The sequence below is a fragment of the Frankia sp. R43 genome (assembly GCF_001306465.1).
Classification (GTDB): domain Bacteria; phylum Actinomycetota; class Actinomycetes; order Frankiales; family Frankiaceae; genus Parafrankia; species Parafrankia irregularis.
Map to the genome: position 1 here is coordinate 598,765 of NZ_LFCW01000002.1, position 11,341 is coordinate 610,105.

Sequence of the window (11,341 nt, forward strand, 5' to 3'; positions counted from 1 at the left end):
TGTGTCGATGGTCGCCACCACCGCACCTGGCCAGAAGCCGCGCGTCATTCCACGTAACCGCCTGGAGTTCTCCGAGATCAAGGCCCTCGCGTTGAGCGGCGCGATGACCTGCGTGGTTCAGAGCAGGGACTCCGACTACCGCGAGATCCCGGGCTCGCCAGAGTCCGCCTGGAGCTGGCTGGACGAGGACCCGAAGGCCCGCCTGCTCGACCTCGGCGGCGGCACCTACAAGATCGAGCGGCCTCCCCGGCCGATGTGGTACCTGCTGCGGCCGAAGCCGGCCGGGGCCGCTGGCGGTGCGGCGTGAGCGCCCGGGTCTTCGTCGCGAAGAGTGTGCCTCTGTCCTCCCTGGGGGCCATGGGGACCTCGGTGAAGGCCGAGGAGGGGAGCCTGGCACTCACCATCGAGTGGCAGACCAAGCCCATGCGGAACGGTCGCGGCGCACACCCCTGCCGGCTTGTCCGGATCACAGGCGTCACCGGCGGTGGTGAGGTCAGCCGGTACGTCCGCCTGGAGACCGACCAGGAGCCGGAGACGGAGATCCGGTACTCCTACTTCTTTCCCGACTATCTGGTGGACGCCTCCGCGTACGACCCGGACGAGGTGATCCGCCTCTACCGCCAGTTCCTCGACGACCGCATCGAGCAGGCGATCGGGCGGGCGGTCACGGGGGACGAGCTGGATCACCGCCGACGGCGGATCAGGCCGTGGGACAGCTTCACCGACGCGCGGGCGCTTCTGGCCCCCGCTCTGCTGCTGCCGGCGGCGCCGGCTGAGGCCGCATCATGACCGCTCACCGCGAGGGCAATGTGATGGTGCTGGTCACCGGGGACAGCGCCCCCATCGATGGCTGGTCGGAAGACCGCACGTGGTTCTCCTGCCCGTGGTGTGGCACCGGGCAGCGGGCCGACGAGCACACCTGCCCCAACCCGGCGTGCGTGGCCTCCCAGTGGGCGGACGAGCAGTACGTGCGGGACGTCTTCACCCGCCTGGCCGCCGCGGACGCCCACCGGGAGCAGGCGCGGCGCGAGGCCGCATCCCTCGACCGGAGCCGCGAGGCAGGCGAGGCCGCCCGGCAGGCCGCCTGGGACGCGGTGGCCACGGAGGCCGCCGAGCGCGGAGCCTGCCTGATCTGCCTGCGCGGCTCGCCCTGGGAGGGCGGCCACCCGCGCTACGTGCGGCACCGCCGGGCCGACCACCACGACAGGAGCGCGCGATGACCAAGTACCTGGCCTGGGGCGGCGACTTCGAGGACGCCGACACCCCTCTTCTGCTGGGCAGCGACGACGTGGCGAACCTCCTGGAGAGCAGCCACTACACCGGCCTGACGCCCTTCGCCGGTCTCGCCGAGGTGAAGGTGGTCGACGGCGACCTGACCGTCACTCGCGTGGAGACCACCCGGGCCGGCACCACGACCGACGAGCAGGACTACCTGCACACCACCTACGACGTGGTGCCGGTCGACGGCGGTCCGGCGGTCGACCGGGTCACGGTCCGCATCGACGGGCGCGCGTGATGGCGACCAACGACACCTGGGACGGCGAGTCCGTCATGTACCGGCGCCGGGTGGAGATCCCGGGCGGCTACGACCTGGAGGCGCACCGGAACGCCTGGTCGCCGATCTCTGGTCACCGTGAGGCCGACGGTGTCTGCGCCGAGGACGGCGAGCCCTGGCCGTGCTCGACCTTCTCCGCCGCCCCGGAGTGGACGCGTGTCCTCACCGCGCACGGGATCTACCCGAGCGAGGTGCAGATGGGCATCGTCGTCAGCCCCGGCGATGCCGAGGTGGATCTGACCTGCACCGGGTGCTCGCGTGCCGCGCGGCCTGTCCGGCACATGGGCGCCTGGCAGTCCGGGCTCACGCCCTGCGAGGGCGACCGTTTTTGCTGGCCCTGCACGGAGGCATACCTGTCCGAGCGCACCAACCCGCGGGTTCGCGACGCGGACGGCCGGGACACCGGCTACCGCGAGCTGGACTACATCACCCCCATCTCACCCAGCAAGTTCTCCGAGGGTGACCGGCAGGCCGTGCGCGCCGCTCGACGCCGGGGCCGGGGACGACGGAGCGCAGCGTGACCACTTCATCGCCAGACCAGATCACCCCGGAGGAGATCTGGCACCTCGACCTGACCGATGGCGCGCTGGACTACGTCGACGACGTCATTGATCAGGGCGACGGCAGCGTGCTGGTCAACTCCTACAGCGGCCCGGAGGGGCTGCGCGAGGCCATCGCCCTCGGCCTGCCGGTGCGGTACTGGTCGCAGGACCACACGCGCCTCACCGCCGAGGAAATCGCGGTGGCCGAGCGGGTCGCCCAGGACGCCGGCTGGCTCACAGAGCTGCCGCTGGACCGGCCGTGGGGCTGGGTCATGCCGCCCGCGCTGGCCGGGGAGTACCTGTGATCGCGCCCGCGCCTGCCGTGCCGCCGCCAGCCGACCCGAGCGACCTGCTGGGCCGGTGGGGTGACCTGACGTTTATCCAGGGCCGACTGGACGGCGGGTGCCGCTACTGCGGCAAGGGCGGGCCGGACGGTGACCACCTGCCCACCGCCTGCCGCGCCTGCGGGATGAGGATCTGCCGCTACCCGGGCGAGTGTCCGATCTGCTTCGTGGGACTGCTCGACGGCGTGGCGTACACCCTCGGCTCCGGGCCGGTCTGCGGGTACGCCCGATGCGGGAAGCCGCCGGTCGCGAAGGCGCCGCGGGTGCGGTACGTGTGCGCGGATCACCTGGACCGGCCCACGCAGCTGCTGGTCGGGCGATACACCCGGCAGCGCGTGACGCTGGGCGAGCTCGTCCGTGGGCGCGCGGAGCGGACCCGCACGATCGGGCGGCCCGAGCCGTCGTTCGCCCATTCCCGCTGGGTGTGGGTGCCGGGAGCGACCTCGTGAGCGCCTCGTCCGGCCCCGACCTCGGCGACTACGACCTGATCCTGGCGAACTCCAGCGCGGGCAAGGATTCGCAGGCCGCGCTGGACGTGGTCGCGCAGGCGGCCCGCGATGCCGGGGTCACGGACAGGGTGATCGTGGTCCACGCCGACCTCGGACGAATGGAGTGGCCGGGAACACGGGAGCTCGCGGCTGAGCACGCCGCCCACTACGGGCTCCCGATCCGGATCGTTCGGCGCGAGATCGTCGACAGCGCGACGGGCGAGCGGCGACCGCAGGATCTGCTCGACCAGATCGAGGGCCGAGGCCGGTGGCCGGATGCCGCTCGCCGGTACTGCACCTCTGACCACAAGCGGGCGCCGTCCTACCGGCTCATGACCGCCCTGGTGCGCGAGCGTCAGCACCTCGAGCGACCGGTGCGTGTCCTGAACGTCTTCGGGTTCCGTGCCGAGGAGTCGCCGGCGCGTGCCCGGCGGGAGCCGTTCCGGCGTGACGACCGGGCCTCCAACGGCCGCCGGCACGTCGACGAGTGGCTGCCGATCCACGCCTGGACGACGGCGCAGGTCTGGGAGCGGATCGCGGCGGCCGGCACCCGCCCGCACCCCGCGTACGCCGCCGGGATGCCCCGGCTGTCATGCCGCTTCTGCGTCCTGGCCTCTCGCTCGGCGCTCGTCCGTTCGGCGCAGCTCAACTCCGAACTGGCGGCCGAGTACGCGGCCGTCGAGGCGCGCATCGGCCACGACTTCCGTCACGGGCTGCCGATGGCCGAGATCGTTGCCCAGGCCAGGTCGACGCCGACTCCCCATGAGGCAGAGGGGTGGGCGGCATGACGATGTCCGGTGGCGAGGAGGTTTGCGCCTACGGCCGCTGCCTGGCCCCGGGCGAGCGGCTCGTGGTCGCGGTGTCTGGCCGCACCAACCTGTCCGCCCTCGTCGGTGCTCCGGTGCTCGAGCCGGTGCTGATGTGCCCCGCGGATGCCCAGGAGGCCGTTGATCACCTCGGCTTCGCCTACGTCGAGGACGTCCTGACCTCCCCGGGATGTCCGCTGTGACCCCATCCGCCCCGTACGCCTGATCTACTCCCGGCGGGTGCGCTGAGAGCTTCTCGACGACGCACTCGCCGGTTCATTCATCTCTCTGTCTCTCTCTTCACACTGACGTATACTGCCGTTGTGGGGGAGTAAAACGAGACCCTCGACCGTGAAGGAGCCAGACGTGACCAACCCGCTGGACCTGCTGACCAACCCGAATCTCCTCCCCGACCCCTCGTCCGAGGCGTACCGAGCGGCCCGTGAGGTGCTGGAGTTCCACCCCACCACCCGTGGCCTGGACCCGATGGCCATGGACTCGTTCGCGCAGCAGCTCGTCGACGCCATCGAGCGCCACTGGATGACGGGCGAGGAGCTGGACGAGCGGAACACGGAGCGGGTCGAGAAGGCGTACGAGGGCTTCGAGAAGCTGCTGGACCGCAAGGGCAAGCGGCCCGCCTACGTGGACGAGGCGATCCCCGAGTGGGCGCGCGAGCGGTACGCCGCCGAGGGCGTGCCCGCCGAGCCCGCGCTCGACGCGCCGCTGCCGCTGGCTGGTGCGGCATGAGGGCCACCCTCGCCGCCCAGGACTTCGCGGACGCGGTGGTCTGGATCGAGAAGGCGCGGCGCACCGGCGACGCCAGCCAGGTACAGACCGCGGTCCGGCTCGCTGCCGAGGACGGCCGGCTGACCCTCCAGGGCACGGACTTCGACGTCTGGGCCACGGCCGAGATCGAGGCCACGGTGGACGCCCCGGGCGAGGCGATCCTGCACGCCAAGCTGATCGCGGACGTGGCCGGGCGCCTGCGCAAGGCCCCGGTCACGCTCGACTTGGAGGGGACCACCCTCACCCTGACCTGTGGGTCGATGACCCTGCACGCGCACAACATGCCCCTGGCCTGGCCACAGGTGATGGCGGTGCCGGAGGAGATCGGCAAGGTCAAGACCGAGGCGTTGCGTGACGCGGTGGCCCGGGTGGCTCCCGGTGTCGGAGACCCAAAGGCTGACCCGCCGTTCCGCTCCATCTCCCTGGACACCTCGGACACGCTCACCCTGGCAGCTACCGACCGGCGCCGCCTCGCGGTGGCGCGGGTGACCTTCGAGCCGGTACTGGGCTACACCGGCGATGCCGGGGTGCTGCTTCCGGCGGCCCTGGTCGACATCGCCCAGGGCCTGCCGAAGACCGGCGAGGCCACGCTGCACCTAGACCCGGTCAGCAGGGCCACCCAGGGCGCGCGCCGGTTCGGGCTGAGCTGGCCGGGCCGGGTGGTGAGCGCGGGCACGGTGATGGGAGTCGCGGCGCCGTACGCCAACACACTGGCCATCGCCACGCCGGTGCTCACCGCGAAGGTGGACCGGGCCGAATTGCGGGACGCGGTGCGGCGCGTGGACCCTGCTGCGAAGCGGGACGAGGTCAAGGCCATCCGGATGGACCTGATCTTCCGGCCTGGCGAGCTGGAGCTGGCCGGCGCCTCGGCGGCCGGCGAGGCGCGCGAGATCGTCGCGGCCGAGTACGACGGCCCGGAGATCCCGCTGCACCTCAACGCCCGGTACCTCGCGGACGCCCTGGACGCCACGGGCGGCGAGACGGTGTACATCGGCCTGGCCAAGGACACCACCAACCCGCGCCAGCACGCCACGCTCATGATCACGAACCCGCAGGACCCGAACTACATCCACCTCCTCACGCTGATCCGCCAGGCGGTCGCGCCGGCTCGGAAGGCGGCGTGATGGAGGCCTTCTACGTCACCGTGCTTCGCGGTCGCGCGACGGGCTGCCTGCTCGGCCCCTACGACACCCGCGAGGAGGCCGAGGCCAACGTCGACCGCGCCAACCGCGCCGCGCGCGAGCTGGACCCCTGGTGCGGCTTCGACGCCTTCGGTGTCACGCGGGTGGTGCCGCGCCCGGGGCGCGTCCTGCCCGCCGGCTACCTCAATCAGCGCATCGGCCTCGTGGCCAACGCCGAGATGAGTACGGCATGAGCCGACCCGTCACCCGCGAGCACGGCATCCACTACACCAACCTGGACCCGGACCAGGTCCGCGAGGGCCGGCCCTGGATCGAGGACCCCGAGTACCCCGTGGAGATCTTCGCCGAAGAGGTCACGGGCGGCGAAACGTGGGGGCCTCAGCACGCTGAGGACAGGTGGGCCGAGCTCGCGAACCCGACCAGCACTGCCCCGTACGAGCGCGTGGTGCGGGATATCGACTACGGGAACTGGCGCGAGCCCACCGACGCCGATGTCGATGCTGTGCGTCGCGGCAAGGGGCACCGGCGCCTGGACTGGGGCGTGCGCGACGGCGACGGCGACCACTACCACTACGGCTCCCACGACGCCGCCCGCCGGGCGGTCCATGACAACTACTACGGCTGGGAGCTGGCCGTGCGGGACATGACGCCGAGCCCGTGGGCGCGAGTCGGGGGCGGGCGATGACCGGGGTTCCCGACCTGGACGACTTCGCCCACGGCACGGTCACCATGGCGGACGTCCGGGCCTGGCACGGCACGGAGTTCTTCCCCGGCGACGACCCGGGGACGGTCACCGAGGACTGGGCCCACTCCCTCGTTGACATCTTCGACGAGCCAGCCCACAGCACGCGGTACGCCCGGTTCTGCAACAAGGTCGCGGCGAGCAACCAGCTTCGGGACTACCTGCGCGAGCGTGCGTCGTGACCGCCGACCTGTCCATCCCCACCGGCGTGACCCGCCGCCGGGAGGCTGTGGGTCGCAGTCCATGGCTGGACGTCCCGCACACCCCCGGCCCGCACGCCCTGCCGGTTGGCCACATCGTCGTGATTGAGATCGGCGACGACGCGGCGCATCGCCAGTTCGGGGCCGGCTACCGATCCGCCGGGGCGGCGGTGTGGGGCTCCGGGTGGGGCACCCGGACCACCGAGGTGTTGGCCGAGGACGCCGCCGGGCGCGGCTGGTGGGTTGAGAACGCCCTACGGTCCGTGCTGGTGCGGCCGGAGGACCTCCTGGGCGTGGTGGACACCGGGCCGCTGGAGCCGGGGGTCCTGCGGGCGCACGACCGCGTCACCGCCGGAGTCCGCGGGGCGTCGGCATGATCGTCGTCCTGCTGCCGCACGCCACCTTCGGCCCGGTCGTCCGGGACGGCCGGGTCGTGCTCGCCCCGCCGATCTCACGCCGCTCGCTGAGCCGTCCGGCACGCGAGGTGTGGGACTACTACGCCTTGCGCGGCCAGGTCCGGTGGGTTCCGTGAACGGCCATTGCCCGAGCTGCGGGCGGACCTACAACGTGCGGGTCCGCCGAGGCGACCGGATCGCCAATCACGCCTGCCCCACGTGCGATGTTCCGCTGCGCGGCGTCACCGCCGGCGCGGGAGGGGGACGGTACCTCTGCCCCGTCGAAGACGCCGTCGTGACCCTCGGCCTCACCGGCTGGCAGCTTGACCAGCCCTACTGCCTGGACTTCCAGCCCGGACCCGATGCGCTGGGGGACCGCCACCGGGACCAGCCGTACAGGCACGAGCAGGGATGCCTCAGTCGGGTGCACGGGCGCGTACTGGGCGCCGGCGCGGTGGTCAACGCGCAGCTCAACCCCTATGAGAAGAGTGTCGCGGCGGGCCTCGTCCTAGAGCCGGTCGACGAGCCGGGAGAACCGGACGGCTGGATCACCAACGAGCCGCTGACCTACCGGAGGTGCGTTGCCTGCGGTGGCCGGGTGCCGAACCTCCCGCGCCACCGGCCCGCCGAGCCGTGGACTCCGCGGCGCCGGAACGTGCTGCGTGGCCGGGCACGGGCCGACCGCCGCCTCGATCTCGTCGCCCAGGGCCCGCACCCGGCGGGCAGCCTGGCCTGCCTCGACTGCGACCCGAGGGGTGTGGCCTGATGCGCATCCTGACCACCGGCGCCCGCGTGTGGCGCGACCCGCGTCGCGTGTGGGCGGACCTGGACAGGGTGCACGCGCTCGCCCAGTCCAGGGGGCAGCAGCTCACCGTGGTGCACGGCGACGCCTCGGGCGCTGACCGACACGTCCGCACCTGGTGTGAGCGGCACCCGGAGGTCTCCGAAGAGGGCCACCGCGTCTCGCCCGCCGAGTGGCGGATCAACGGCCCGATCGCCGGACATCTGCGCAACGGGCGCATGGTCAGGCTCGGCGCGAACGGTGTCGTCGCCTTCTGCGTGCCGTGCAGGCAGTCGGGGCCGTGCTACGGGCTCGGCGGCGTACTGCTGCCGGCCGGGCACGCCACCCACGGCACCTGGGGCTGCATGGGCCTGGCCCGGGAGGCCGGCATCACGGTGTGGGAGCGGTGGGCAGCGTGAGCCGCCCCAACGCCAAGCTCACGGTCGCCGACGTGGTGGAGATCCGGGGGCTGATCGCCGCTGGCGCGAGCAACCTTGACCTCGCCCCGTTGTACGGCGTCTCGGTCGAGACGATCCGCAGGATCAGACACGGACACAGGTGGCGCAACCTCGGCGAGGCACCGCGGACGCATTGCTACCACGACCATCCCTATGCCGAGCACAGCTACCTCGATCCAAAGGGAAAGCGGCGTTGCCGCGCCTGCGAGCGCCTGTGCGCCTCCTCGCGGCGGCCGAGCCGCGAGGAGTACCTCGCTAAGCACGAGGGCCACGAGCTGCGCACCCGGACCGATGGCGCCGTGTTCTGCCTCTCCTGCTGGCGCGGCGAGGCCTACGTCGACGAGATCGCGGTAGAACGCGCCGTCGCCGGTGACCCGCCCGAGTACCTGACCGTCGCCGAGCGGGCCGAGGCGATCGACCGCCTGCTCGCCACCGGGATGTCCCAGCTCGCCGCCGCCCGGCGGCTGAAGATCTCGGGCCGCACCGTGCAACGACGCGCGGCCGAGCTACGCAAGGCGGCGGCGTGAAGGGCTCCGCCCGCTCGCCGCTGGGGCTCCGATCAGGAAGCGGCGCGACTCCCGCTGCCGGTGCTGTGCGGCGTGGTGTTGAACAGGCGGGCGAGGTATTCGGTGCGCAGGACACCGCGGCCGTCGGCGCCGATGTAGCCGACGTCGCGGGTGAGGTAGCCCTCGGGGTAGTCGTAGCCGGCGGAGGTGACCTCGCCGTTGCGGGTCCACCAGGCCTTGCGGTGGGTCTCGCAGCGGTCGCAGGCGTGAATCACGTGGTACGCCCGTGCCTCGCGGTCCCAGGTGGCGGTGTGCGGCTGCCAGCGGTGCCCCATGGTGCGGCACTCCACGAAGCTGACGGGCAGCTCATGCGCCCAGGACTCGATGCTGCGACGGGGAGCCTGCTCGGGCACGAGGTGGCGACCTTCCTGAAGGGGCTGCGGGCCGGACGAGTACGACCGGCGGCAGTCTCGCGCATGTTCATGCGGATATCGCGCCATCTGGCTGGATCAGCGTGTCGGCGCCTTCGCCGGGCGGCGGCGTGAAGTCGCCCCTGCCGTACTACGGCTCGAAAGGAAGGCTCGCGCCCTGGATCGCTGACCTGCTGCCGGCACACCAGGTCTATGTGGAGCCGTTCTGCGGCAGTGCCGCGGTGCTGTTCGCCAAGAACCCGGCGCCGCATGAGGTCATGAACGACCTGGACGGCAACGTCGTCACATTCTTCCGGGTGCTGCGGGAGCGAACCGAGGAGCTGGTGCGGGCCTGCCGGCTCACCCCGTACGCACGGGAGGAGTACCGCGCCGCCAGCCTCGACGAGGACGTCGACGACCTGGAGCGAGCCCGGCGCCTGTTCGTGCGGGCGACGCAGTCGTTCAACGCCGCCGGCCTGTGCGCCGGGCGGTCAGCCTCCTGGTCGAACGGCCGCCGCAAGGGCTGCTCCTCACAGGCCGTGACGGTCCGGGACGTCGCCGACCGCCTCGACGAGGTGGCGGAGCGCCTGCGCACCGTCGTGGTGGAGAACCGCGGGGCCGAGCACGCCATCCGCACCTACGACGGGCCGGACACCGCCTTCTACGTCGACCCGCCCTACCTCGGCTCCACCCGATCCAGCCTGAGTGCCGGAACCAATCGGCACTCCATTGACTACCGGTTCGACATGCCTGGAGAGGACGACCACCGGGCACTGGCGAAGGTGCTGAACGCCTGCGAGGGCGCCGTTCTGCTGTCCGGCTACGACAGCGATCTGTACGCCGATCTGTACGCGGGCTGGTGGAAGGCCTCCGTCGCCGTTGACCGCCCGTCCGCGCGCCGGCCGGGCGCAGCTGGCGCGAGCGCCGTCGAAGTCCTCTGGTCCAACCGCCCGCTGATTCCCGATGACGGGCGCGTCGACCTGTTCGCCCTCGAAGCCTGAGCCGCGGGACCGCCCCGTGGGCCACTACTCCATCCACGCCGAAGGAGATTCTCATGATCGGAAAGCCCGATGCCGAGCAGGCGTCCCGATGACCATCAAGCGCCTCGACAGCGGCGAAGTCAGCTTCGACTTCGCCGACGCCAAGGAAGTGCTTGGCCGGGAGGTCTCCCTCGTCAACAACTTCGACGGTGAGCCGCTCGACAGCATGGGCGGCGGCCTGTGGCTCGAAGCGGACGGCTCTCTGACCGTCTACCTCAACGTGCCGCACCTGACGGCGGCGCCCGATGCATGCCCCGAAAGCCCGGTCCTCTCGTGAATGACCACGAGGACCGGCCGCCTCACACCGGCTTCTACGTCACCCTGCGCCCGCCCCAGCGTGAGGGATGGGTGTCCGTCCTACTCGGCCCGTACGACACCGACGAGGAGGCGGCGGCGGACATCGGCCGCGCCGCCCAGGAGGTGAAGCGACTGCACCCGCCGCTCGGCGAGGGCGTCTACGGGGTGGAGCGGGCCACCGCCGTGGGCGACCAGCGCCTGGTGCCGGGCTGCCTCAACAAAAGCGTCGGCCCGCTCGACGCGGCCACGGTGCTCTCGACTTCCTGACTTTCGTCACATCCCACCACCACTGAAGGAGATCCACATGGCCGGAGAAACGTCGATCACGATCATTGGCAACCTGACCAGCGATCCGGAGCTTCGCTTCACCCCGAATGGCGCGGCCGTCGCCAGCTTCACGGTCGCGTCCACCCCGCGCACCTACGACAAGGGCAGCAACGAGTGGAAGGACGGCCAGGCTCTCTTCCTGCGCTGCTCGCTGTGGCGTCAGCCCGCCGAGAACCTCGCGGCGTCCAACCTCGCCAAAGGCTCGCGGGTCATCGTCCAGGGCCGGCTCAAGCAGCGCTCCTTCGAGACCCGTGAGGGTGAGAAGCGCACGGTCATCGAGCTCGACGTCGACGAGATCGGCCCGTCGCTGCGCTATGCCACCGCGCAGGTCGCCAGGACCGAGCGTGGTGAGGGTGGTCAGAACGGCGGTAGCCGACAGGCCCGTCAGCAGCCCAGCGGCCCGCGGTCGGACGGCAGCGCGAGCGCCTCGGACGACCCGTGGTCGATGGCCCCGGGCGGCTACAGCGGCGACGAGCCGCCCTTCTGATCCATCCGCTCTCCGAGGTGCGCGACTCGACCGGG

The 11,341-nt window shown here is 71.7% G+C and carries 24 protein-coding genes; 23 read left to right on the forward strand and 1 reads right to left on the reverse strand.

Features of this window, described 5'->3' with window-relative positions:
- Positions 1-7: 7 nt before the first annotated feature.
- The 19 genes from ACG83_RS10025 (at position 8) to ACG83_RS10105 (ending at position 8,766) form a co-directional block, all read left to right on the forward strand.
- Positions 8-307: a hypothetical protein gene (locus ACG83_RS10025; RefSeq protein ID WP_152991305.1), complete on the forward strand. Its 300-nt coding sequence runs from the start codon at positions 8-10 to the stop codon at positions 305-307.
- Complete coding sequence (locus ACG83_RS10030; protein WP_054565864.1) at positions 304-789, forward strand: hypothetical protein; 486 nt, start codon at positions 304-306, stop codon at positions 787-789. Before ACG83_RS10025 ends, ACG83_RS10030 begins: the two co-directional genes overlap by 4 nt.
- Complete coding sequence (locus ACG83_RS10035) at positions 786-1,220, forward strand: hypothetical protein (RefSeq protein WP_054565865.1); 435 nt, start codon at positions 786-788, stop codon at positions 1,218-1,220. The genes ACG83_RS10030 and ACG83_RS10035 overlap by 4 nt, the downstream gene beginning before the upstream one ends.
- Positions 1,217-1,516, forward strand: a complete 300-nt coding sequence (locus tag ACG83_RS10040) for a hypothetical protein (protein WP_054565866.1) — start codon at positions 1,217-1,219, stop codon at positions 1,514-1,516. Before ACG83_RS10035 ends, ACG83_RS10040 begins: the two co-directional genes overlap by 4 nt.
- Positions 1,516-2,076 (forward strand): hypothetical protein, encoded by a 561-nt coding sequence (locus ACG83_RS10045; RefSeq protein WP_152991306.1) that lies wholly within the window; start codon positions 1,516-1,518, stop codon positions 2,074-2,076. The genes ACG83_RS10040 and ACG83_RS10045 overlap by 1 nt, the downstream gene beginning before the upstream one ends.
- A complete protein-coding gene (locus ACG83_RS10050) occupies positions 2,073-2,402 on the forward strand; it encodes a hypothetical protein (RefSeq protein WP_054565868.1) in 330 nt (109 codons plus the stop codon). The genes ACG83_RS10045 and ACG83_RS10050 overlap by 4 nt, the downstream gene beginning before the upstream one ends.
- A complete protein-coding gene (locus ACG83_RS45975) occupies positions 2,399-2,890 on the forward strand; it encodes a hypothetical protein (RefSeq protein ID WP_200931295.1) in 492 nt (163 codons plus the stop codon). The genes ACG83_RS10050 and ACG83_RS45975 overlap by 4 nt, the downstream gene beginning before the upstream one ends.
- Positions 2,887-3,717, forward strand: a complete 831-nt coding sequence (locus ACG83_RS10055; RefSeq protein WP_200931296.1) for a phosphoadenosine phosphosulfate reductase family protein — start codon at positions 2,887-2,889, stop codon at positions 3,715-3,717. Before ACG83_RS45975 ends, ACG83_RS10055 begins: the two co-directional genes overlap by 4 nt.
- On the forward strand, positions 3,714-3,938 hold the full coding sequence (locus ACG83_RS10060; RefSeq protein ID WP_152991307.1) for a hypothetical protein: 225 nt from the start codon (positions 3,714-3,716) through the stop codon (positions 3,936-3,938). Before ACG83_RS10055 ends, ACG83_RS10060 begins: the two co-directional genes overlap by 4 nt.
- 163 nt (positions 3,939-4,101) lie before the next feature.
- Positions 4,102-4,482 carry a hypothetical protein gene (locus ACG83_RS10065; RefSeq protein WP_054565870.1) on the forward strand — a complete coding sequence of 127 codons (381 nt, stop codon included), beginning with the start codon at positions 4,102-4,104 and terminating at the stop codon, positions 4,480-4,482.
- Positions 4,479-5,645 (forward strand): DNA polymerase III subunit beta, encoded by a 1,167-nt coding sequence (locus tag ACG83_RS10070; RefSeq protein ID WP_054565871.1) that lies wholly within the window; start codon positions 4,479-4,481, stop codon positions 5,643-5,645. The genes ACG83_RS10065 and ACG83_RS10070 overlap by 4 nt, the downstream gene beginning before the upstream one ends.
- A complete protein-coding gene (locus ACG83_RS10075) occupies positions 5,645-5,896 on the forward strand; it encodes a hypothetical protein (protein WP_054565872.1) in 252 nt (83 codons plus the stop codon). The genes ACG83_RS10070 and ACG83_RS10075 overlap by 1 nt, the downstream gene beginning before the upstream one ends.
- Positions 5,893-6,348, forward strand: a complete 456-nt coding sequence (locus ACG83_RS10080; RefSeq protein WP_054565873.1) for a hypothetical protein — start codon at positions 5,893-5,895, stop codon at positions 6,346-6,348. Before ACG83_RS10075 ends, ACG83_RS10080 begins: the two co-directional genes overlap by 4 nt.
- On the forward strand, positions 6,345-6,587 hold the full coding sequence (locus ACG83_RS10085) for a hypothetical protein (protein ID WP_054565874.1): 243 nt from the start codon (positions 6,345-6,347) through the stop codon (positions 6,585-6,587). Before ACG83_RS10080 ends, ACG83_RS10085 begins: the two co-directional genes overlap by 4 nt.
- Positions 6,584-6,982, forward strand: a complete 399-nt coding sequence (locus tag ACG83_RS10090; protein ID WP_054565875.1) for a hypothetical protein — start codon at positions 6,584-6,586, stop codon at positions 6,980-6,982. The genes ACG83_RS10085 and ACG83_RS10090 overlap by 4 nt, the downstream gene beginning before the upstream one ends.
- Positions 6,979-7,137 carry a hypothetical protein gene (locus ACG83_RS45265; RefSeq protein ID WP_161934729.1) on the forward strand — a complete coding sequence of 53 codons (159 nt, stop codon included), beginning with the start codon at positions 6,979-6,981 and terminating at the stop codon, positions 7,135-7,137. Before ACG83_RS10090 ends, ACG83_RS45265 begins: the two co-directional genes overlap by 4 nt.
- Complete coding sequence (locus ACG83_RS10095; RefSeq protein ID WP_152991308.1) at positions 7,134-7,766, forward strand: hypothetical protein; 633 nt, start codon at positions 7,134-7,136, stop codon at positions 7,764-7,766. Before ACG83_RS45265 ends, ACG83_RS10095 begins: the two co-directional genes overlap by 4 nt.
- Positions 7,766-8,200, forward strand: coding sequence for an SLOG family protein (locus ACG83_RS10100; protein ID WP_054565877.1), 435 nt, complete (start codon positions 7,766-7,768; stop codon positions 8,198-8,200). The genes ACG83_RS10095 and ACG83_RS10100 overlap by 1 nt, the downstream gene beginning before the upstream one ends.
- Positions 8,197-8,766 (forward strand): hypothetical protein, encoded by a 570-nt coding sequence (locus ACG83_RS10105; RefSeq protein ID WP_152991309.1) that lies wholly within the window; start codon positions 8,197-8,199, stop codon positions 8,764-8,766. Before ACG83_RS10100 ends, ACG83_RS10105 begins: the two co-directional genes overlap by 4 nt.
- Before the next feature lie 32 nt (positions 8,767-8,798).
- Here the strand turns inward: ACG83_RS10105 and ACG83_RS10110 are convergent, their stop codons facing one another.
- The gene (locus ACG83_RS10110) at positions 8,799-9,158 is read right to left on the reverse strand and encodes a hypothetical protein (RefSeq protein ID WP_054565879.1); all 360 of its coding nucleotides are present in this window, start codon (positions 9,156-9,158) and stop codon (positions 8,799-8,801) included.
- Between the two features lie 128 nt (positions 9,159-9,286).
- Here ACG83_RS10110 and ACG83_RS10115 point away from each other — a divergent pair, with 128 nt between their 5' ends.
- From ACG83_RS10115 to ACG83_RS10130, 4 genes are all read left to right on the forward strand, one after another.
- Positions 9,287-10,156, forward strand: coding sequence for a DNA adenine methylase (locus tag ACG83_RS10115; protein ID WP_054565880.1), 870 nt, complete (start codon positions 9,287-9,289; stop codon positions 10,154-10,156).
- A gap of 88 nt (positions 10,157-10,244) precedes the next feature.
- Positions 10,245-10,472 carry a hypothetical protein gene (locus ACG83_RS10120; protein ID WP_054565881.1) on the forward strand — a complete coding sequence of 76 codons (228 nt, stop codon included), beginning with the start codon at positions 10,245-10,247 and terminating at the stop codon, positions 10,470-10,472.
- Positions 10,469-10,759, forward strand: a complete 291-nt coding sequence (locus ACG83_RS10125; RefSeq protein ID WP_054565882.1) for a hypothetical protein — start codon at positions 10,469-10,471, stop codon at positions 10,757-10,759. The genes ACG83_RS10120 and ACG83_RS10125 overlap by 4 nt, the downstream gene beginning before the upstream one ends.
- Before the next feature lie 37 nt (positions 10,760-10,796).
- Complete coding sequence (locus ACG83_RS10130) at positions 10,797-11,306, forward strand: single-stranded DNA-binding protein (RefSeq protein WP_054565883.1); 510 nt, start codon at positions 10,797-10,799, stop codon at positions 11,304-11,306.
- Positions 11,307-11,341 lie beyond the last annotated feature (35 nt).